General features: G+C 51.1%; 12 protein-coding genes. 11 read left to right on the top strand and 1 reads right to left on the bottom strand.

Annotated elements, in window-relative coordinates:
- The first annotated feature begins 723 nt into the window (after nucleotides 1-723).
- The 9 genes from PQG83_RS17250 (at nucleotide 724) to PQG83_RS17290 (ending at nucleotide 13,814) form a co-directional block, all read left to right on the top strand.
- Nucleotides 724-1,992, top strand: a complete 1,269-nt coding sequence (locus PQG83_RS17250; RefSeq protein ID WP_312743725.1) for a phospholipase effector Tle1 domain-containing protein — start codon at nucleotides 724-726, stop codon at nucleotides 1,990-1,992.
- Nucleotides 1,993-3,033: 1,041 nt separating this feature from the next.
- On the top strand, nucleotides 3,034-4,728 hold the full coding sequence (locus tag PQG83_RS17255; protein WP_312743727.1) for an NADH-quinone oxidoreductase subunit 5 family protein: 1,695 nt from the start codon (nucleotides 3,034-3,036) through the stop codon (nucleotides 4,726-4,728).
- A gap of 84 nt (nucleotides 4,729-4,812) precedes the next feature.
- Nucleotides 4,813-5,979 (top strand): hypothetical protein, encoded by a 1,167-nt coding sequence (locus tag PQG83_RS17260; RefSeq protein ID WP_312743730.1) that lies wholly within the window; start codon nucleotides 4,813-4,815, stop codon nucleotides 5,977-5,979.
- A 39-nt stretch (nucleotides 5,980-6,018) separates the two neighbouring features.
- On the top strand, nucleotides 6,019-9,270 hold the full coding sequence (locus PQG83_RS17265) for a DUF2309 domain-containing protein (RefSeq protein WP_312743733.1): 3,252 nt from the start codon (nucleotides 6,019-6,021) through the stop codon (nucleotides 9,268-9,270).
- Nucleotides 9,271-9,297: 27 nt separating this feature from the next.
- Nucleotides 9,298-9,630: a P-II family nitrogen regulator gene (locus PQG83_RS17270; RefSeq protein WP_312646053.1), complete on the top strand. Its 333-nt coding sequence runs from the start codon at nucleotides 9,298-9,300 to the stop codon at nucleotides 9,628-9,630.
- A 677-nt stretch (nucleotides 9,631-10,307) separates the two neighbouring features.
- Complete coding sequence (locus PQG83_RS17275; RefSeq protein WP_312743736.1) at nucleotides 10,308-10,943, top strand: glutathione peroxidase; 636 nt, start codon at nucleotides 10,308-10,310, stop codon at nucleotides 10,941-10,943.
- A gap of 167 nt (nucleotides 10,944-11,110) precedes the next feature.
- A complete protein-coding gene (locus PQG83_RS17280) occupies nucleotides 11,111-11,977 on the top strand; it encodes a DUF6279 family lipoprotein (protein WP_312743739.1) in 867 nt (288 codons plus the stop codon).
- 284 nt (nucleotides 11,978-12,261) lie between these two features.
- A complete protein-coding gene (locus PQG83_RS17285) occupies nucleotides 12,262-12,819 on the top strand; it encodes a DUF427 domain-containing protein (protein WP_312743741.1) in 558 nt (185 codons plus the stop codon).
- Nucleotides 12,820-12,938: 119 nt separating this feature from the next.
- Complete coding sequence (locus PQG83_RS17290; RefSeq protein WP_312743744.1) at nucleotides 12,939-13,814, top strand: aldo/keto reductase; 876 nt, start codon at nucleotides 12,939-12,941, stop codon at nucleotides 13,812-13,814.
- A 355-nt stretch (nucleotides 13,815-14,169) separates the two neighbouring features.
- On the opposite strand, the gene PQG83_RS17295 is transcribed toward PQG83_RS17290, so the two are convergent.
- Complete coding sequence (locus PQG83_RS17295) at nucleotides 14,170-15,738, bottom strand: OpgD/OpgG family glucan biosynthesis protein (protein WP_312743747.1); 1,569 nt, start codon at nucleotides 15,736-15,738, stop codon at nucleotides 14,170-14,172.
- Between the two features lie 955 nt (nucleotides 15,739-16,693).
- Here PQG83_RS17295 and PQG83_RS17300 point away from each other — a divergent pair.
- On the top strand, nucleotides 16,694-19,519 hold the full coding sequence (locus tag PQG83_RS17300) for an InlB B-repeat-containing protein (protein WP_312743750.1): 2,826 nt from the start codon (nucleotides 16,694-16,696) through the stop codon (nucleotides 19,517-19,519).
- Nucleotides 19,520-20,464: 945 nt separating this feature from the next.
- Complete coding sequence (locus PQG83_RS17305) at nucleotides 20,465-22,054, top strand: FG-GAP repeat domain-containing protein (RefSeq protein WP_312743753.1); 1,590 nt, start codon at nucleotides 20,465-20,467, stop codon at nucleotides 22,052-22,054.
- Nucleotides 22,055-22,181 lie beyond the last annotated feature (127 nt).

Consider the following 22,181-nt stretch of genomic DNA (forward strand, 5'->3'; position numbering starts at 1 on the left):
CATGACCTGGCTAATATCCGCTACACACCCCATTTTTCTCTTTTCTACTCAGTATCTTCTGAAATTGGACCGATAGGAGTGCCGGTAAAAGTGCCGACCTAAAAATCTCTGGCAACCCATGCATAAAAATTTTTAGATTTCTAAATTAATTATTTATCGGTACTTTGACTATATCCCCGATTAAAATGTTATTTAATCAGTTGAAGCAACTATTGTTACACGTTTTCATAGCTTGACATTATCAAAAGAACGAGAGACCATTTCGGCCTAAAGGTAATTAAGAAATTAACCGCACAGTGATGATAAAAATGATTACTCGAAAAGATCCGATTTTCTTAAGTTGCCTTTAGTCCTTGGAATGGGTACCGGAATGGCGCGGATCCCCCTGACAACTATCTGCACATATTAGAAAGCGAACCCTTTCCTATTTGCCTCTTTAACGGCGGCAACTTCTCACCACTTATCCGTGTTTATCATTTCGCTATTCACCAAAGAAGTTTTAATTCTGGATACGTTTTTTTAACTAATCTACTAGATTCCAGGAAGTGATCTCTGAAAAATCCGCTGAATTTCACGAGTTCGATGTGCGGTTCTATCTAGATCAGAACCCAGGCCTACAAACGGCTTATGGGACCAATTATGTGGCTAGGATTAGGGATTGTTGAATTGTGGAAGTTAAATTTTTCTTCGCCCTGAATGAATTAAAATTATAAGGAGAACAATATGAAACCTTTTTGGGTTTTTTGTACTATCATTGTTTTCTGCTTCACGGGGTGTGGAGGGTCACAAACACATTCTGAATCCTCGGGAGAGGAAATAGGAAATTTTCAGGTTCCGGAAATTATCGAGGCGAACCTGCAAGTCCAAGTTTTCAAAGGAAATCCTAATGAAGTAAAAAGTATTTTTGTTTTTTTGGATGGAACGCGAAATAATTCCCAAACCGGAACAAATGTTTGGCGACTGTTTGATTTAATCAAAAGGATCAATAATCCTCAAACCACGAGTATTTATATAGAAGGAGTTGGGCTGGATAGTCCGATTTTCGGGGCAGCCATTGGTGGAGGGTTAGAGAGTCGCATTAGACGAGGTTATGAGTTTATTACAAATCATTATAAGCAGGAAGATGACATATACATTTTTGGATTCAGTAGAGGTGCCCACGCTGCGCGTTCCCTCGCCGGTCTTCTTTCCTACGCTGGTATTCCAATAATTGATACGGAAAGCAATCAAGGCTCCTCAAAAGTAGGAAATAAGATTATAGAGCTTGTAAAGCGGAGGGCCGAGAAAGATTTTTTAGAAAAATGGGAAAACTGGAAACCAGGTCAACCGCCTTTACTGACTGAAGAAATCAAACATCAACTTAATTTAAATGTGCAATCCACGGAGGTAAAATTTTTAGGAGTTTGGGATACAGTCCCAGGTTCTTCTTTTAAAAAATACTTGGATTGCAATGAAAAACGCGGAATTTTTAAAAGATTTTTTTATTGGTTACCGGGCATCAGTAAAGAAGAGCGATACAAAACTGATTCGTATCCAGCCATTAGACATATTGCCCATGCAGTCTCTTTTGATGAAAAAAGAAGCAAATTTTTCCCTCTTCTGCTTTGTCCTGCCATAAATCAAGAATTTACCACTATACAAGAAGTGTGGTTTCCTGGCGCTCATTCTGACGTCGGTGGAGGATATGAAGATTCCAGTGAACTCCCAGCCGTTTCACTCAACTGGATGGTGAATAAGCTCTCAGAACATTATCAGTTTAAAACTGATCCTCCGAATTTTGAAGAAAATCCACAAGGCTTAGCACATTGGTCTTTTGGCGAAGAGCCAGGAAATTTTATGAGCGATTGCGAGGATCGGCAGCCTCCAGAAGAAGCCCTAATCCATGAAAGTGTAAACGAGCGACAAAATTCTGTGGGTGGAGTGCCAATTTTAGATAGGGGAAAGCTATTGAAATTGCCTTATCCTATAAAATGTTCCGACATGAATTCTTAATTGTCGGAAATACCATCCTATTCATGGAAAGGACGGATAGGCAGGAAAATAAATTTGGCTTTTTCTCTTAATTATCTTCCCCCAAAAAGAGCTCAGGACCTATGAATACTTGAACGAGAAAAAGTCTCATGCTGCCTAACCCAATGTCTGGCCCCGATAGGCAAAATAAAAAAGGCCGCGACTTTACTCTAGGTCTTTATTAAAGTCTCGATTAATATGGAATGCGTTAAGGGTTCTCATCGAAAGTAACGTCAAAATGCGGTCGCCGACTGATTTGGTGTCTTGGTGAATGACCACTTTGGGGCCTGCTTTCGCTTGGCCAAACCCCTCCATGATGTCTTTGAAGTGCAAAGGTATCAGCCCCTACCAGCTCCTCCCCCAGGGTATTCGAATGCTAGGGAAGTTAACCGACTTGTCATTGCGAAACCATTTCGAGGACGCCGATTTTTTTATTTTTTATGCAATTTCTTGCAGGTCTTTCCCAAGCGAACTAGTGGACAATCTTTGCAAGCATTGGGACCAATAATATGGCCACTACTGTCACAAAACTTAAGGTGTCCAAAGCACTGGGTATGCCGTTTCCTTACCCCCGAGGACCCGAAAACGGTGGCTTACGGTCTAACCCTTTTCATGATGGGGTGCCCATGCCCTTACCTGGGCTGATAGGCCCCTGATCTACATTGGCCTGGTGCAATAAGGCCCCCGAGGGATAATCTTCGTCTTTTCCGATGTATGCAAGACGACCACTACCAAGCGGCCCAATCTCTATACCTGATATATTTGTTTTTTGATCTGATGTGTTGACCGGCGTGTCAGCGGGCATGATTTTCTCTCCCCAATGGCACCAAGGTATGAGAACCCGAAAGGCCCATGAGTTGGGTCTAACACATTATTGCTTATTGCAACATCAATCGTTAAGTAATGGCATTAGGCTTGATCGGAACCGGACACGATATTAATTACAGGAATTTCCGTCTCGGCGATTGTGCTATCGGGATATTCCCGATGCCGCCTCGCTTCTGAGATTGTGGTTGGTTTCCTATGACTACAGCCGTTTTCATTCCTCTCCTTCCCCTGCTGGCCGCCATGCTCATCGGGTGGCAGGGCAAACGCCTGAAGTCTCGCGTAGCGTGGCTCGGGATTGTGGCCACCGCCGGGTCCACCCTTTTTTCCTTTTTGACCCTGTATCAGGTCAGTACAGAAGGCCCGTTTCAACTCACCTTCTGGTCGTGGGGGCACGGACCCTCGCCTTCACTGACATTCGGGATGTTGGTCGATCGGCTGACGGCGGTGATGATGGTGCTTATCTCCAGTGTCAGTACCATCATTCATCTGTATTCCCGCCGATATTTACAGGGTGATCCGGGATACGAGCGGTTTTTCGGGTTACTCGGGTTGATGACCTTCACCATCCTTTCATTGGTGGCCAGTTCAAATTTCCTAGTGTTGTTTCTGTTCTGGCAATTATTGAGTTGGGTGTTGTATCTCCTCTTGGCCTTCAATTTTTCTCATACCCTGGCGTGCGAATATGCGCGAAAAACGTTATTGGTTCATCGAATCGGGGATATCAGTTTTCTCTGTGGCCTCCTGCTTATTTTTCAGTATTTTGGCACGTTCGAATTTGCGGCCGTGTTTCAGCGGGCGGCTGCGGATCCGCCGATGATCCGGTTGTGGTCCGGGTCTTCTTTTGAAATCAGCATCGTGCCGGTCATCGCGCTGCTGATTTTCGTCGGCGCGATGGCCAAATCCGCACAATTTCCATTGCACGTCTGGCTTCCGGACACGATGGACTCTCCGACCCCGGTCTCCGCCCTCATGCATGCCGGAATTATCAATGCCGGAGGGTTCCTGCTGAACCGGTTGGCCCCATTGTACGCTCTGTCCCCCACCACCCTTCATCTCGTGTTCATCGTGGGAGTCCTCACCGTCCTGCTCGGAGCCTCGATGATGTTGGTTCAGAATGACATCAAGAAAACTTTGGGTTTTTCTACCATGGGACAAATGGGGTACATGATCATGGAATGCGGGCTTGGCGCTTTTGCCTTAGCCATCTTTCACCTCATCGCCCATGGATTTTTCAAAGCCTCCCTCTTTCTGGCCTCAGGCAGTATTATTCAGGACGCGCGGCATGAACCGAAATTTCCTCCGGCCTCCGGCCATCAGCCGACCCGGCTGCCGAACAAACTGACGTGGACGACAGGATTGCTCGTCACGCTGTTCATGCCGCTGATTATTCTATTGGTAGCCCATGGGGTCCTGGACGTGCCTCTTCAAGATGATCATGGAGCGGTGATCTTTCTCTTTTTCGGATGGGTCACGGCCTCACAAGCCATTTTCAGCATCTACCGCCTGCATGCCGTGGCTTCCTGGAAGGTCGCCGGTGCCATGATCGTGACGTTGTTTTTCATCGGATTCGTCTATTTATGGGCCGGTGAAACTTTCACGCATTTTCTTTATCCGGCTCCCGGCGTGGCGGATGGATTCTTTAAAGCCGCCGCCTTCCCCCCGCAGGTGTTCGATGCGGTGATCATTTTTTCTACGCTGGTGGTGCTGTTCGGCTGGCTGGTTCTGTACACCACGGCCCGCGGCCAAAAAATACTCAATCCGAATTGGGTGCTCGCAATACGGCAAGCCGGCTGGGTCCTATTAATCAACCGATGTTATGTGGACGGCATCTATAAAAAAACCGGCAGCGCCCTGCTCCGCTTGGCGCAGAAAGTCGCGTACCGGTATTAACCGTCATCAGGTGAGTTGTCGATTGATCATGATCTGTTGCTGCTATTCTCTCTTGTCCCGGTCTTTTTCATGGCGGGAAACACCATGAAACGGACCTCGCCCTCAGCATGGTGGGGTGTGGGATTAGCCTCTATACTGATAGCCGGGGTGGCCTTCGTCGCGTTCAGTTGGGAAGCGGAGATCTCTTCCTTTGTCAGTCTTCCGGCCGCCGCTATTCTTCTTTCCTGTTTTTGTGCCATCCTGTGGCAAAAAGACACCTCCCGTATATCTGATGAGGCGGTACCTATCATCCTGCTTGCCGGCCTGGGAATGGGTGGAGTGATCGCGGTGGAGCCGATCAACCGGATATTCATGATCGGCCTGCTCGGCTATGGGGGTTTCTTTCTGTCCCGGCAGATGGCTGCCTCTCTGCAAAAAACCCTGGCTCTGGTGCATCTCGGATTAGCCGTGGTGTTTGGCATCGTGACGCTCTTCCTGGATGAAACCGGTCTCATGGTCGCCGGGCTTTTTCTGTTAGTCACCTTTTTGCCACTGGTTCCGTTTCATCTTCCATTTTTGGGAGTCGTGCGGTCTTCCCGGGAGTCCCTCGCCGGGGTGTGGGTCGTGGTCTGGCTGGCAACAGGTCTGTCCCAACTCAAGAACGTCGAAGAATTTTTTCATCTGGAAGGACTGTGGATCATTCCGGTGTTTGCGTTGGTGAGTGCCCTGTACGCTTCCTTGAAAGCCACGGGATATCTTCTCCCTCGTGAAGGCATTGCCTATGCCGCCATCACCCTCCTCGCCTTACTGTGGGGTTTGCTCGCCACGTTTTCTCATGTGGGGGTATGGGGAGTTCCCTATGGAATCGCGATCGCATTGCTGATGAGTGCGATGTTGCAGTCCTTTGCCTTTTTACACGAACGGTATGGGACGCATAATCTGGTATCGTTGCAAGGGTTGGGTTCCGGGTTGCCGCGCTTTCGGGGGGCCTTCACGTTCATGATTTCACTGGTCATGCTGCTACCGCTTCTGCCGGTGGTAGCCGGATTTTTGACCATACCGCTCAATGGCCCCGAGGCCCCGCTGTTCCCCGTGTTGCTGTTGTTATTTATCGTGTGGTTCTCAGTCAGCTGGGTCTTCACCACCATGCTACATCAGACCGCATTTGGAAAGGCCCGATCCGACGTCCCATATCGCGATTTGTCGCTGTATGAAATGTGGACACTCATCCTGTTAATGGGCACAGCAGGCTTTTTCGGAATACCTGCTTAATCTGACAACTCCTATGCAGAACACCAGAGGATGCAGAAGATGACGGTTTCCACGGCACGTGAAGTCGAATCTCATAAAGAATTAGAACGCATCGAGGTCAGATCGCTGATTCATTTGGCGGGGGAAACCATTTCCCAATTTTGGCCCATGCAGACCTTCATTCACCACAACCCGCTGCATGGCCTGGAACACTTGAATATCCACCAGGCGATTGCCCAAGCCGAAAAATTTCTGGGAGGCCGCGGGTATCTTCCCAATGAGGAATATCGAAACCTATACCGGCAGGGCCGGATCCTGGATGAGGCGATTACCGATGCCGTCATGCCCTTCTCAGAGAACCGGTATGTCACCATCGGCACGCGAAACATTTCTCACATCGAAGTTTTGCGGACGATCCTGATTCATGGAAGCGGGACGATCCCTCATGAAATCAGTGATGCCGTATTCGACAGTCTGCGTCGAGACTCTCAGGTAGAGGATTTTTTCACCCGCCTGCAATCCGGCGGCATCCTGAAGGATGCCGACCTGTCGTTGCGCCAACAGACAGACCAGGCACGCCATGATGTCGTCAATCAATATACACTTGCTGCATGGTGCGACCGGACATTTGAAACTTCTCTTCAGCAGCAGATCAATGATGAACTCATTAAATGGTGCGCCGGGTTTCTGGACCAAGGCCACGCTCCCTGGTCCATGCCTATGCGGGAAAAGACCTTCTATGGAAGTTGGAAAGCCCTGGCCCAGAAAGAAGGCACGGGATTTCTGCTGAGCATCCCGGACTGGAAGCTGAAGCTTCAGCAACTTCCTGACCGGCCGGAAGATGCCGTGCTGGCCTGCCTTCAGGATCTGGATCTGCCTCAGAGCCTTTGGAGCAACGTGTTTACCCTCCATTTGGCCCAACTGCCGGGATGGACGGGATTTCTCAAGTGGCGAGCCGATCAGGTTGACCATGAATGGCAGAAGGCGTTTCCCGTCGATCTGGTTCAGTATATGGCAGTACGGCTCTTCTATGAGCGTGAGTTGGTGAGCATGGTATGTCACCAGCAACTCGAGATCCCCGGCACCTATTCGGCCATTACGTCCTCCCTGGAGCGATTCCCGTTTGGGTTCGGTCTGTATAAGGCATTTCGTACCGGAAACCTGGCCCAGAAGATGCTGCCCGCTTTGGACGAGGGGATGTTCACCGTGACCCCGCTTCCTTTGCAAACGCTTGATGGATGGGGACGGGAAGCGGACGGCACATGGGGCACGATTCAACGTGAACGAACGGCCAAGGGCCACGCCTTGATGCTTCATCATCTGGCCCGTTCTCTCGGAATTGCGCTAACGGACCTGACGGCTTGTCCCCCCGAAATCCTGGAAACATTGTTGGGATGGACCACGAATTTTCCCGAATCCAAGCACGGGCCCTTGTGGCTTCAGGCATTCGAGATGAGCTACATGAAACGTTTCGTCAACAATCTGGCCCCCAATCTGGCTCTCGTTCGTGAATGGGATTCCAAACAGGAAAAGCCCGAATTTTCCAGACCGCCGGCCCAGGCCATGTTCTGCATCGATGTGCGATCTGAGGGATTCCGGCGGCATCTGGAGGAAGTAGGCGGCAATGAAACGTTCGGATTCGCCGGATTTTTCGGAGTCCCCATCTGCTTTCAGGGGTTCGGCAGCGAACAGGAAACGGATCAATGTCCGGTGTTGCTCAAACCCAAACACCGGGTCAGGGAAATCCCTCGGGCCTATCAGGGAAAAGCGGCTGAACAATACCTCCAACGTCAGAATCTGGCGAAAACCGGACATGCGCTACTTCATGATCTGAAAGAAAATGTGATCACACCCTATGTCATGGTCGAAGCGATCGGCTGGTTTTTCGGGTTCCGGCTCTTCGGTCAGACTATTGCGCCTGCCTGGTACCGGACATTCACGTCGTGGGTGAAGGAATGGTTTGCGATTCCGATTGGGACCACGTTAACCGTCGACAAGCTGTCCCATGAAGAAGCGGAAGAAATGGTGGCGGCCGAACATCGGGCGACCATTCATCGTCTTTTAATTGAACGGTACGGCCGCATGGGCCTAGCCGTTTCACATGATCAGGTGGATCGTCTTCGCAAACAGGCTCTTTATCAAGCTGGGTCGGACAGTGAGGACGAAGAAACCTTAAGCCGGTTGTTAGGCTGGAATGCCGCAGTCCATGAACAATTTCTCGCGGAATTACGTCAGAACCACGGGATTCATCAACGGGCGGTGAGCCGGCGCATGCACCGAATCACGCAGGTGGGGTTTACTCCTAAAGAACAGGCCTATTTCGTAGAAACCGCCCTGCGGATCCTTGGCTTTACACAGGGTTTTTCAAGGTTGATATTGATTTGCGCCCATGGAAGTGTCTCGGAAAACAATCCGTACGAGTCGGCGCTGGACTGCGGCGCCTGCGGCGGCAACGAGGGGTACTCCAATGCCCGGGCCTTTGTGGAAATGGCGAATAAACCCTACGTCCGGGAGCTTCTGGCCCAGAAAGGCATTCACATTCCCGCCGACACATATTTTTTACCGGGGCAGCACAATACCACCACGGACGAGGTAGAGTTATTCGATTTGGAGGATGTCCCGGCCACTCACCGGAAAGACCTCCTGCGCCTTGAACGCGATCTGGAAGAGGCGGGACGCCGAAACAGTCGGGAACGATTGTCCCGCCTTCCGGACGAACAGGGCATGCCGTCGCTGAACAGAAGTCTGCGACTTGCCAAACGGCGAAGTATGGATTGGTCTCAAGTGAGGCCCGAATGGGGCTTGTCGAGACACACGGCATTCATTGTCGGGCGGCGGCTTTTGACGAGAGGCATCAATCTGGAAGGACGGACATTCTTACATTCCTATGATTACCTGCAGGACCCCACAGGGAAATATCTGGAAATTATCATGACCGCGCCGTTGATTGTGGGCAATTGGATCAATATGGAACATTATTTTTCGACGGTGGACCCGGAGGTATACGGAGCCGGGAGCAAAGTGTACCATAACGTCGTCGGCCGGATCGGGGTGATGTTTGGCTCGCAAAGTGACATGCGCATCGGACTGCCCGTGCAGACCGTCTATGACGGCCCCACGCCCTACCATGAACCGATGCGGCTGATGGCCATCATCGAGGCGCCCTTGGAGCGCATATCCGCCATCATTGCGAGGCATGATCTTTTGCAGAAGTTGATGGGCAATCAGTGGGTCAATCTGGTGGCCCTCGATCCGATCACCATGGAGTTTTTTATGTACCATTCATCCGACGATTGGCGGATCATTCTTTAATATCATTGCGAGGAGGCAGGACAGGCCATGAGCATCAGGCTATTTCCCATGAAAGAGATCAAGATCATTATTGAAGGAGAACATATCCGTTTTGTCACGGATGTCCTGGATAGAATCAAAGCGAGCGGGTATACCGTCTTCAGTAATATTTCGGGAAAAGGCCACAGCGGATACCATGAGGGTCACCTCATGTTTAATGATACGAGCAGTTTGCAAATGGTCCTGACCGTCGTTCCTGAGGAAAAGGTTGAGCCCATTCTTTTTGCGCTGAAACCTTTCCTCGAGCGGCATTCGGGAAGCGTGTTTGTCCTGGATGCCAGTGTTTTGAGGCCCGATCATTTTCTCACTACCGATTCCTAATCCCCTAGTGGATAAGTATGTGGAACGCAGATCGAGTGCGACACTCTCCCGGGGTTGCAACATTAAAGACGACAATGGGTGTTGTTGGCATGAAAGGATTGTGTGTAGAAAGATTGTCCGCTTTGGTCCTGCCATTCCTCATCTGCAGGGCGCAAAGTAAGTCATAGGAGAATTTAATAATTACAAGGAGATAAAATTCATGCGAGGCATGCCAGAATTTTTTCTCAAAAAATTCTCATAATCGTTCCTTCATCCTTCCCCTAATCGGTATTCTGTCATACCGTTTTTGCCCTATAAACATTTTAGTCGGAGTGTTCGGGGATTCCTTTCCTCTCGTCTGAAAACCCGGACAAATATTTAATTCTCTCCATGCTTTTTTAAATTTCCCTTTTGAACTAAATACTGTTTTTCCATTAAACCTGGTCTTACGGCTGATCTGAGAGTTGGAACAATTTCCTACCCCCGATCATCCGGTAATCCGGTCAGGTAGAACGCTGGTGGTGTGAAGCGGTTCTGAGGGGACAATGAGCTTGTCTAAGGATTGGACAGAATGTGTTGGTTCCTTGCCTGGAGCGGAAGTAGAGTAAGAAAGTGAGGAAGCAAAATAGAAAGAGCAATTCACGTGTTTATTTTTAAGCCATTTTTGTGCGTATAAGAAAACCAGAAAGATGCCAAAAATGACAAACATACTTTCCCTTTCTGTGAGTTGGATGTTTCTATTTATCTGCGGGTGTAATTTTGAGGATCCCTACACCCTGAACCTTTCAGAACAACCAGCCTCCTCTTCGGCGACGGTGTCACCGACCATTGATCGACAAAAAATGGCACACAACGTCTATGACTTCACCCTTTTTGATATATCGGCCCAGCCGGTGTCCCTTGAACGGTTTCAGGGCAAGGTGCTTCTCATTGTGAATACGGCCAGTCGTTGCGGGTATACAGCACAGTTGAGGGAATTACAGACACTCTACCGTCAGTATCAATATCAGGGTTTGGAAATCTTGGCTTTCCCTTCCAACGATTTTGGCGGACAGGAACTTGAAACCAATGAGGAGATTGCTCTCTTTGCCACCAGACAATTCGGGGTCGACTTTCCTCTGTTTGCCAAAACCCGTGTGCGAGGAAGTGATCAGCACCCTCTCTTTGCCTATTTAACGACCCAGGGCCCTGCTGATAAACAAGTCCGGTACAATTTCGAAAAGTTCCTCGTAGACCGGACCGGTAAGGTTATTGCCCGGTATTCTTCCGATGTTGTTCCCCTCGCAGAAGAAATCCGTGTGGACATTGAACGGGCGTTGGCCTTTTCGGCTTAAAATGGCTCGAGTGAGGTCAGCAGCCGTAGCACCCTTTCGCCTTTTGATATTTTCGACAGTATTTGAATATAACTGGAGAGCCACCTCATGGCTGATTAGAGGTGACCCGTCAGGGTAAAATGGAAAGTGAGGTGGTCATCGACCGGATCTTTTTTTTCAGGACACCTATGAAAGATTTGGGTTTCCTCCATAGGTCATACTGGCTGGGGTTGTGCAGAATTCTGCTTTTGTGCCCCTTTCTGTTTTCCTGTAACACTCTCCACATCACATACTCGACCGCTGATTGGATCCTCCTATGGAAACTGGATCGGTATTTTGCTCTGTCTGCCTCTCAAGAAAACTATTTGGATCTCCAGGTCAAGGCATTTCATGTCTGGCACCGTCACCACCAACTTCCCCGGTACGCGCAATTTCTGGGTCAAATAGATGAATTTTCGAAAGATGAACTGAGTCAGGCAGAGCTGGAGAACATCTTTGCTTCGGTCGAAGACTTTCGTGTTCATCTTGCCAGACGAGCCTCTCCACCGGGTGCGGAATTTTTAGCCAGTGTCACGCCTGCCCAAATCCGTCATCTCGAAGAAATGTTGGATCAAGACTATCGACGGCTTGTGTCCGAAATCGGAGACGACCCGGAGGTCCGTTTGGATAAACGCGTGGAAACCACATCGGAAACTCTGACCACATGGGTGGGAGAGTTGTCGGTGGACCAAGAGACATATATTCGTGAGAGAATGAGCAAAATCCCCGATACCACGGATATGTGGCTGGCCCATCGCAAAAGCCGGCAGGAAAAATTGCTTGAACTTCTTCGTTCCGCTCATGATCCTTTTAGCTTGGAACAGGGTCTCTTTCAGTGGCTGGCCGACTCCAAGACCGGTGCCACGGAGGAATATCTCGTGGTCTTCAGGAAATGGCGTGAAGGAGTCCAACGAGCCGTCTTGGACATTGACCGGATTCTGACTCGGGATCAGCGGGCACATTTCTCCAGGAAGCTGCAAGGGTTGATCCACGATATCCATGGATTGATCGGGTAGGCAAACACGACACACCTGGGATTTTGATCGATCCGCCCGCAAGGAATGAATGATCTTTTGGAAATTGAGGTCGCCTAGGGGCGTTGAGACATTCCAATTACAGAGGATTTTTCCAACAAATTATCGCTCCCATGTGGTACAAAATTCTTCTCACAGTTTTGGGCTGCCTTCTCCTTGGTGAATTGTTGATTATCCTTTGGGCATCTTGGGCCATCCTGACCTTTGAATAATCGAATGAGGATGATGATGCCCCCATCACTTTTCCGGAAAACCTTGGGAATCTCATGACCCAACATGTGCCTGAATGGCTAGGGGCGGCTCGTTCCAAATGGCAATATCGGGGACAGGAAAGACCGTCATTTGCGGAAAAGCCGTCTCCTGGCCAAGAATCTGTTTGGGATTATCCGAGGCCTCCTCGCCTGATGCCTGATCATCGCCGAGTAATGGTCCGTATTCGGGATAAGGTTCTGGCCGATTCCTGCTCCACGTTTCGATTTATGGAGACGGCGAGTCCTCCGACTTTTTATCTTCCTTCCGCAGATGTGGATGTGTCCGCTCTGGTTCTCACGTGCGCGTCATCTCTCTGTGAATGGAAAGGAACTGCTCAGTATTGGATACTGGCTGAAGGGCAGAAAGAGGCGGAACCCGTTGCCTGGACGTATCCGCATCCTTATCCGGGATTTGAATCCATCGCCGGATATTTTTCCTTCTACCCCGGCCAGGTGGAATGCTACGTCAATGATGAGCGTGTGCTGCCACAACCGGGCGGGTTTTATGGCGGGTGGGTGACCAGGGAAATTGTTGGTCCGTTTAAAGGCCGAATGGGTACGGGGGGATGGTAGAAGCGGCACGTTTCGATAACAGAGTTTTCTGGCTAGGTTGACCGAACAGGCAAATAAATTTGAAAATTTAGAGAAGAGTCGGTCATTGGTTCCGAATAAGTGTAAAAGGAAGCCTGAGCATGAGTCTGCCGACACGGGTATTGGGAAAAACCGGAATATCCTTACCCATTCTTGGATTTGGGACTGCGCAAGCAGGAAAACGACTGAGTCGCCGCGAGGCAGTGCCTTTATTTGAGGCTGCCCTCAATGCGGGCGTGAAATATTTTGATACCGCACCTGAATTTGCAGGATATGGGAAAGCCCAAGAGCAATTGGGCCACCTGTTGAAGATGCGGCGACAAGATATTTTTTTAGTCACCAAATGTTATGACCCCACCTATGATGGCGCACTAAAGCTTTTAGAGCGCAATCTTAAAGAACTCCAAACGGATTATGCAGATTTGGTCTTTGTGCATAGTCTTGGGGCTGACAAAATGGATCCCGCTGTGGTGTTTGGTCGCAAGGGAGCTTACAGCGGGATCGTCAAAGCCAAATCTTTGGGACTGACCAAATACATCGGCTTGTCCGGCCACAATCGCCCTGGAAGGTTTGTCGATGCCATTCAACGCGTTGAGGTCGATGTTCTGCTCAATCTCGTCAATTTTGTTGACCGGCATACCTACAATTTTGAAGAGCGAGTGTGGACGGTTGCCAACCGCTTGAACCTGGGACTCATTGCCATGAAAGTGTTTGGAGGGGAGCCGGAATCAGGGGGAAACAGCCTAAGCCAATGCTTGATGCCCCTCTCCCATTTAGATAACGCTTTTCGCTATGCCTTGGGCGTGCCCCTGGTGACGTGTGCAGTCATCGGAATGGCCACACCAGGAGAATTGAAGGATAACCTTCGACGAGCGCGCAATTTTACACCTCTGAATGACCGGGAAGTGAAGAATCTTCTCAAGTCCGGCCGCGTTCTCGCTTCTCAGTGGGGAACCCATTTTGGAGCGTTGGTGTAACTCTCCACCTCTTTAGCTAGAGGTCGAGAGGAAGGCAGGGAATTCTGGTTCCCATCGTTTCATCCGGAAATTTCTAACGTCCTTCGGATACCCTAGCCTTAATCCACATCAAATCCTTCCAGGGAAAAACCCGACGACAAAGATTTTTTAAGATTCCAGGGAGGTGTCGGGATAGTGGACAGGTGATCCCATGTCCCTTTCCTGTCTATCCACACCTTGCGAATCAGTTGAGATGCTTGATTCCCACTGTAAATTTGAAACCCGTCACGCGCCACATTAATTTTACAAGGAAGGCAAACCCGTTTGTGTAGATACGTTTTTGATGCCACGTACTCCCATCGCGTGGCGAAGGCTCCTAGTCATAGTCAAAGGGCAGGTATTGGTAGAGCCAGGTTTCGGTCAGAGTTCGATCCCCAAGTTTGAGGAAAAGGCGGAGATTGACGGGCTCCTTGCCTTCGACATAGAGATCGAAAAACGCTCGCCACTTCTTGGTGCCGACTATCTGCAGCGCGTATTCGTTGTCGATCCGGCCCTTGGACGTGCTGAGTACCGGTTGAACCTTGTCCAGCTTTTCAATTTCGTTGAGCGGCCCACCCTCGAAGTCGATCACGAACTTCCGGCCGCCTTTGGGGCGCGGCTGACCGGGAATGCCGGCATTGCCGAGCCGGGTATGGATGACCCGGGCGACGGCTTCGGACAAATAGGGCTCGGTCTCCACCCAATGGAGTCGATAGGCGTAGTGCCACTCAGAGCCGGCCTTAACTGGTTCCTTCGGCAGCCAATAGATGACGATATTGTCATGGATTTCGTCGTCGGTCGGAATTTCGATCAATTGGATTGCGCCTTCGTTCCACTCACCTACCGGCTCGATCCAGACGCTCGGTCTCCGGTCATAGAATACACCGTCATCCTCATAGTGGTAGAAGGCGCGATCCCTCTGCAGCAGCCCAAAACCCTTGGGGTTCGTGTCGATGAAGCTGTTGGTCATGACGGATGACGGGTTGTTGAGTGGGCGCCAAATACGTTCGTCTGCGCCCGTCCACATTGCCAGACCGTCGTTGTCATGAATTTCTGGCCGCCAGTCCCTGATCTGATGGCGATTGTTCTCGGCATACCAGAACATGCTGGTCAGCGGCGCGACCCCCAGACGTTTGATGTCCTGGCGCGCATAGAGATTGGCGTCGATATCCATGACAATCTGCTGGTTCTTAATGCAGACCATGCGGAATGCGCCAGTGATGCTTGGGCCGTCGAGCAGGGCATAGATCACATATTCGTTGCTGTCCGGGGCTCCTGGGTCCAACCAAAATTCGGTGAAGCGGGGAAACTCCTCAGGGGTGGGAAGGGCCGGGTCGATCGCCACGCCTCTTGCTGAGAGGCCGTATTGATTGAGTTCCCCGGAGCTACGGAAATAGGAGGCGCCCAGAAACGCCATCCAATCGGTGGTGGCTCCTGGTCCATCTTGGAGGCGAAATCCGGAGAAGCCAAGATCATCCGGAAAGATTTTACCGAGACTGGTTCCGCCGAAGGTGAAGTACTCGGAACGGTAGAGAATTTCTCTGGACCGGCCATCCTCAATCGCATGAACCTTTACCGGCACTTTGAAATAACGGCCGAGATGGAAGAATTGAGCCGGAAAATTCACGCTACCGTCTTCGCCCAGCCCCCGCTCGCGTTTAAATACGATCTGCTGAAAGGCGTCGTAGTCGATCGATTCCAAGACCTCGTCATGACGGACCACCGGTTCCTGATAGGGCGTCGTGGCCATCGCTTTGGCGCGCCGCTTCAGCTCATCAAATGAGAAAGGTTTGGCCGTACCGAACTGGATTCCAGAGGTTGTCTCGCCTCTACTTCGCGCCTGCGGAAGGCTGGACAAGGCACCGAGAGCGCCCATCACCACGAGGAACTGTCGGCGATTCAGCATATCCTAGCCTCAGAATATTTGAGGAGATTCGAGGGGCAAGTGTTCTCCAGGAGCTGGTTCCTGTGCGAGAGAGGAAATACCGTTATCGACAGCTTAGGCATTTTCCCGACAGTTTGTGAAGAACTGACAGGCAATCCTGAAGCAGGGGGACTTTTGAGAAAACGACCACCCACAGTCATATTTTGGACTCCGTTGAGGGCTTCCGATTCTGACCCTCGGTTCGACGTTTGGTGATAAGAATATTAAACGGGATGTTGGGAGGATCAGATAAATACCAAAGAACTCATCGGAGGGTCAATTGGCGCGCGGGCCCGGGATCGGAGGGAAATACGCAAAAAAAATCATGTGTGCGCGAATTTGAGGATAATTTTGATGGAAATTGGAAAGAGCTACCCTGGATTGTCACACGAAGAACTAATAATAAGCACTCGAATAGTCATGGGTGCCATTCTCCTTGCCATCCCGTTCCCTTTTTCTCTTGTTGATTGGTTTTTCCGCCTGACTCGCATAGGTTCGTGGTTTTCCCGTGAAGAAAGAAGAACGCATTTTCTCAGAAAATTATCGGCATATGGTCTTTGTTAATGGCATGAATGTTTTAATCATTTGGCGGTTCTCTCAGTGCATACTTTTTTTGTTCCATTAATATGTAGAATGATGTAGACTACGACATCTTTCTTCATAATTAAGCTGAGTCATCGTGGACCAGGATAGTGTCATGCCCCCAACGTCCTTTCCTGACATGCCTACCTGCCTGATCCAGGCAATTCCCAAACTATTTCTATACATTCCTCCGGATCATGGCTTCCCTGATCAGAATCACGACGCCTTGAAAACTAATTAAAATGCCATATACGGTGGACAGAAATGCTTTTTCGTAAAACGACAGCCTGAAGATATGTAAAAGCCATAAGCGCTCTAGAGAATATTGATGAAACGAATTGAGAAAGGACGCACCATGCGGAAAGCTCACGTGAAGGTATTGCCTTTGGGGGCTATCGTTTTTGTCCTGGTATTGTTAGGTGGAGTGTTTCCGTCCATGGCTCAGGCCGTTGGCCTCACCATCACCTTTGCCGGATCAGGCACCGGTAGGGTTGAAGCAAATTCGCCTGGGACAGATACCTTGAACATTTTTTCGAGTAACACGCTAGACTATGATCAAAATTCCTCTGTCACGCTTACCGCCGCTCCGACCGGGATTGGGGCATCACAGTCGGTCTTCAGCAGTTGGTCTGGTTGTGCAAGCACATCCGGAAATCAGTGTACCGTAGTTATGAATGCTGCCAGGTCGGTAACCGTGACCTTTAATCTGGCCGCTGCGCCTCCCCCGCCTGTCAACCTTACTGTCAATTTTGCTGGAACTGGAACGGGACAGGTTGCTGGAAGTGGGGCGGGGACCGCGGCGTTCACTATATTTAATAGCCAAACCATACCCTATGACCTTGTTCAACCACCATCTTCTGTCACTCTCACAGCCACTCCGACTGGTTTAGGGGCATCTCTGTCAATCTTTGCTGGTTGGAGCGGTGCCGGGTGCACAGGCACAGGCACGTGTACGGTAAGCATGTCGGCCGCGCGGACGGTGACCGCTACGTTTACGCTCGTGCAACGGACATTGACGGTCACGAAAGCCGGAACGGGCAGTGGGACGGTGGCCAGTACGCCGGGTGGCATCTCTTGCGGGAACGACTGTACCCAAGGCTATGCCAATGGGACGGCAGTGACGCTGACAGCGGTGGCGAGTGCCGGCTCGACATTTGCGGGTTGGAGCGGGGGCGGCTGTTCGGGCACGGGCACGTGTGCGGTGAGTATGACGGCGGCGCGGGCGGTGACGGCCACGTTTACTTTGGTGCAACGGACGTTGACGATCACGAAAGTCGGGACGGGCAGTGGGACGGTCACCAGTGCGCCCGACGGCATCTCCTGCGGGAACGATTGTACCCAGGGCTATGCCAATGGGACGTCGGTGACGCTGACGGCGGTGGCGAGTGGAGGCTCGACGTTTGCGGGCTGGAGTGGGGGCGGCTGTTCGGGCACGGGTACGTGTATCGTGACCATGACGGCGACGCAGGGGGTGACCGCCACGTTTACGGCCGTACAACAGACCCTGACAGTCACAAAAGGCGGGACGGGCAGTGGGACGGTCACCAGTAATCCCGCGGGCATCTCCTGCGGGAACGACTGTACCCAGGGCTATGGCAATGGGACGTCGGTGACGCTGACGGCGGTGGCCGCTTCGGGCTCGACCTTTGGGGGTTGGAGCGGGGGCGGCTGTACGGGCACGGGCACCTGTACGGTGAGTATGACGGCGGCGCGGGCGGTGACCGCCACGTTTACGCCCGTGCAACAGACCCTGACAGTCACGAAAGGCGGGACGGGCAGTGGGACGGTGACCAGTAATCCCGCGGGTATCTCCTGCGGGAACGATTGTACCCAGGACTATGCCAATGGGACGTCGGTGACGCTGACGGCACTGGCGAGTGGAGGCTCGACGTTCATAGGCTGGAGTGGCAGCGGGTGTGAGGGCACGGGCACGGGCACCTGCACGGTGAGTATGACGGGCGCGCGTGCGGTGACGGCTACATTTACTCAGAATCCAGGCAATCAACCGCCGTCGGTAAGTGCGGGGCCCTCAATCACCGTTGCCCTGCCGAATACGGCTTCGCTGAACGGCACGGTGACGGATGATGGCCTCCCGGCTACCCCAGGGACGGTATCCAGCACGTGGAGTAAAGTGAGCGGGCCTGGAACGGTGACCTTTGGCAATGCGTCGGCCCTGAGTACGACGGCCAGTTTCAGCCAAGCGGGGGCGTATGTGTTGCGGTTGTCTGCGACGGATGGTGAGTTCTTACGTAGTTCAGATCTGACTATTACTGCGAACAATCAGGGCGCAAGGAAGTTATCTAACGATTTGAACGCTGACGGAACGGCAGACCTCCTTTGGCGAAATAGCCTCAATGGGCTTGTGGTGGGCTGGCTCATGAACGATGCTGCGGTGACCACCACCGGTGTATTGGGTGGTGTTTCATCGAATTGGCAGATCATGGGAACGGGGGATGTGAATGGTGACGGCCAGGCCGACGTGATTTGGCGAAATACGACGACCGGGGTTGTGGCGGTGTGGTTTATGAAGGGGTTGACCCACACCTCGACGGGATTTCCAGGGAGCGCATCCCTCAAATATGTCATCAAAGGAATCGGTGATGTGGATGGCAACGGTACCGCGGATCTTATCTGGCACAATAGCGTCAGCGGGGGCTTGGCTGTCTGGCTCATGAACGGGTCGACCATTATCAAATTTGGGTTCCCTGGCAGTGCGCCGGTGCAATGGGAGATCGCCGGTGTCGGTGATGTGAATGCCGATGAAAAAGCCGATGTGATTTGGCGGAACACGACGACCGGGGCGGTGGCGGTGTGGTTCATGAACGGCTTGACCCACACGTCGACGGGATTTCCAGGGAGTGCCCCTCTCAGTTATGTCATTAAGGAAATCGGGGATGTGGATGGTAACGGAACGGCGGATATCGTTTGGCACCATAACCTCAATGGTTCGGTGGCCATCTGGATTATGAACGGGCCCACTGTGGCTTTTGTCGGATTTCCTGGTGGAGTGCCCCTGGACTGGCAGATCACGGGGTTGGGTGATGTGAATGCGGATGGTCAGGATGACGTCATTTGGCAAAACCGCACGAGTGGCGCGGTGGCGCTGTGGTTAATGAACGGGAAAGACGTCATGGACACCAAATTTCCGCGGGGCACCTCTACTGACTGGGAGGTTCAATAAGGATGATCTCGTGATTTTGTACGGTTTTAATGTTGGAGGCCAACCGCAAACCCAAACATGGGAATGATGGTTTTATTGGAGCTCTACGGGAGGCACTCGTTTGACTAAACGCAGAGTGAGCCGGGCTGTCAGTCCGGGTGTTTCGACAGAAGGCGAAACTTAAGATACAAGCGGTAGGACAATATCTTGTTTCTTTATGAAGGCCTCACATCTTTGGGTGTGAGGCCTTTTTTCATTTTGCTCTCTTGAGAATACTGCAAAAGACTTTCCCTGCTAATTAATGGGGAGGGTCTTTCATTGATCTTCTGTGGCATGTCGACGCATCTCCCCGATTTTGTTTTTCGGGACAAATCCCTTATTCCCATTGCTTTTTTGGCTTTCTCTTCCACGAGGGTTTGCTCTCTCCTGCTAATTTATAAAGATGTGTCCGTCCGGTTCATGTGCCCTGCTTTCTGATCAAACCATCCGAGTAGGATGATGTCCTACCCCTTTTAGACCAGATCTGCCTGCTCTTCTTCCGATCGAAGAAACGAACAGCCATTCGGGTCCCTTCTGTGTTCAACCCGGAATCTCTGTAGGGGCTGTTGAAAAAAGCCGCCAGCGGCGTTCTCGCCATTTTTCCGTGCTCACGTACTGGAAGTACGCTCTGCGCGCAAAAATGACTGCGGTCTTGCCGGACGAACTTTTTTGAACCGCCCCGAGGCCTCTAATAGGCAACGTGCCTGTGAAGCAATATGCCCTTGGAAATTGGTTTTATTCAACACTCCCCTGTAATTTCCGGGTTTTAATAGAAAGGCTGACGTTTTTGAGGAGTCTGGAAAGAAAATAAAGAAATGGCGAGGGAGAAAAGATCTGGAATGTGGTGCCTGATTTTTAAGAATGGAATGGTCTATCCGATAAGGTTAGTCAACCTTGCTCATGTAATCTCTTATGTCAAATCAATTGATGTCGAAACACATAATCCCCTACGTGACCGGTCTGAGCCTGACTATCATATCCCTCATTCTGGTGGGGATGGTTTGTGTGTCTGTCCCGTCACAGAGCCATGCGTATAAAATTGAAATTGGTGTTTCAGGGCCGATTGGGGGGAATTCCGTTGTCGAGGAAAATGGACGCACTGAAATCCAATTGGACACGGGTCCGGTAATCGGACCAGACGGTGAAACCGGCTCTGCCTATGCCACAGCTAATTTAGCCACTGGAACCCTCGCGCTTAAAGTGACCTCGACGACACCGGATCGAAGTTCGCAAGAGGGCATGGGATTGGCCTCCATTCAAATCAATGATCGATTGAGGTTTAGGCTGGATCCGGGCGTGGCCATGGCAAACATCAGATTTTCTATGAGGGTCGATGGGTTTCCCTCTTGTCGGGATTTGTCTTCCAATTGCTTTACCAATGCCATCATTCGTTTGGGAGAGATGAGTGACCAGGCTCTTGGGCTTCCTTTACCGGAGCCAAAGGAGTTGGAGGTCAGAGTTACAGTTGTTGATGGGCAGGAGCTTCCCATTGAAGCGTTTTTATCGGCCAGGGTCGAGATGAATAACCTCATTGATGTCAGCGATCCAAGTGCGACTATCCGATTAATTCTGCCAAAGGAGGTAAGCTTTACCTCAGAATCTGGGGTATTCCTTGGCCTTCAGCCTCCTTTAGAGGAACCCTCTCCTCGTGCCCCTGTCAGTTCCGATCTCAATGGAGATGGCAAGGCGGATATTGTCTGGCGCAATGTGAGAACCGGAGAGGTGGCGGTGTGGTTAATGAATGGAGGTTTGATTGGTTCCTCTGGTTTCCTGGGTGGGGTTTCATCCGATTGGCAGATCGTTGGAGTGGGTGATGTGAGTAATGACGGAATGGCTGATATTGTCTGGCGCAACACCCTAAGTGGCGCGGTGGCTGTCTGGTTTTTGAATGGGTTGACGATCACCTCGGCCAGTTTCCCCGGGAGCGCTTCCTTGGATTGGGTGATTAAGGGAGTGGGCGATATGGATGGCAATGGAAGTGCCGATCTCATCTGGCACAATATGCAAAACGGAGCTGTTGCGGTTTGGCTCATGGATGGGCCCTCAATTAGCAGATTCCGTTCACTGCCCGGTGTGCCCTTAGCGTGGCAGATCGTTGGGATCGGTGATGTGAATGCGGACGGCCTGGCGGACATCATTTGGCGCCATAGCGGAGGGGTATCTGCCGTGTGGGTGCTGGATGAGGCGAGGATCACCTCGGTGGGATTCCTCGGAGGGACCACACCAGAGTGGGAAAAAGCAGGCTTTGGTGATCTGAACGGGGATGGGACGACTGATATGGTTTGGCGCCATACCGGTACCGGGAAGGTGGGCATCTGGTTGATGAACGGAGGGGCGATTGAGGAATCCGGCTTTTTGCCGGGTATGCACTCGGGGTGGCGTATTGCGCAGGTCGGTGACGCAGATGGAGATGGGAAGGCCGATGTGATTTGGCATAATCGCAGTACAGGACAGGTGGCGGTCTGGCTCATGGATGGCCTGACCTTGTCCTCGACAGAATTTCCCGGCAGCACGTAGATATCAGTTTTATGACTACAGAACCTAGGTTCGATAAGCTTCCCTATCAAAGATCGTTTCTTTGTTCCAACTCTCAATGCTCCCAATGAAAATGGGCGGATCTATTCGTTGAAGCCTGCTCTGAATG

It is taken from the genome of Candidatus Nitrospira neomarina (assembly GCF_032051675.1).
In the GTDB taxonomy this organism is placed as follows: domain Bacteria; phylum Nitrospirota; class Nitrospiria; order Nitrospirales; family UBA8639; genus Nitrospira_E; species Nitrospira_E neomarina.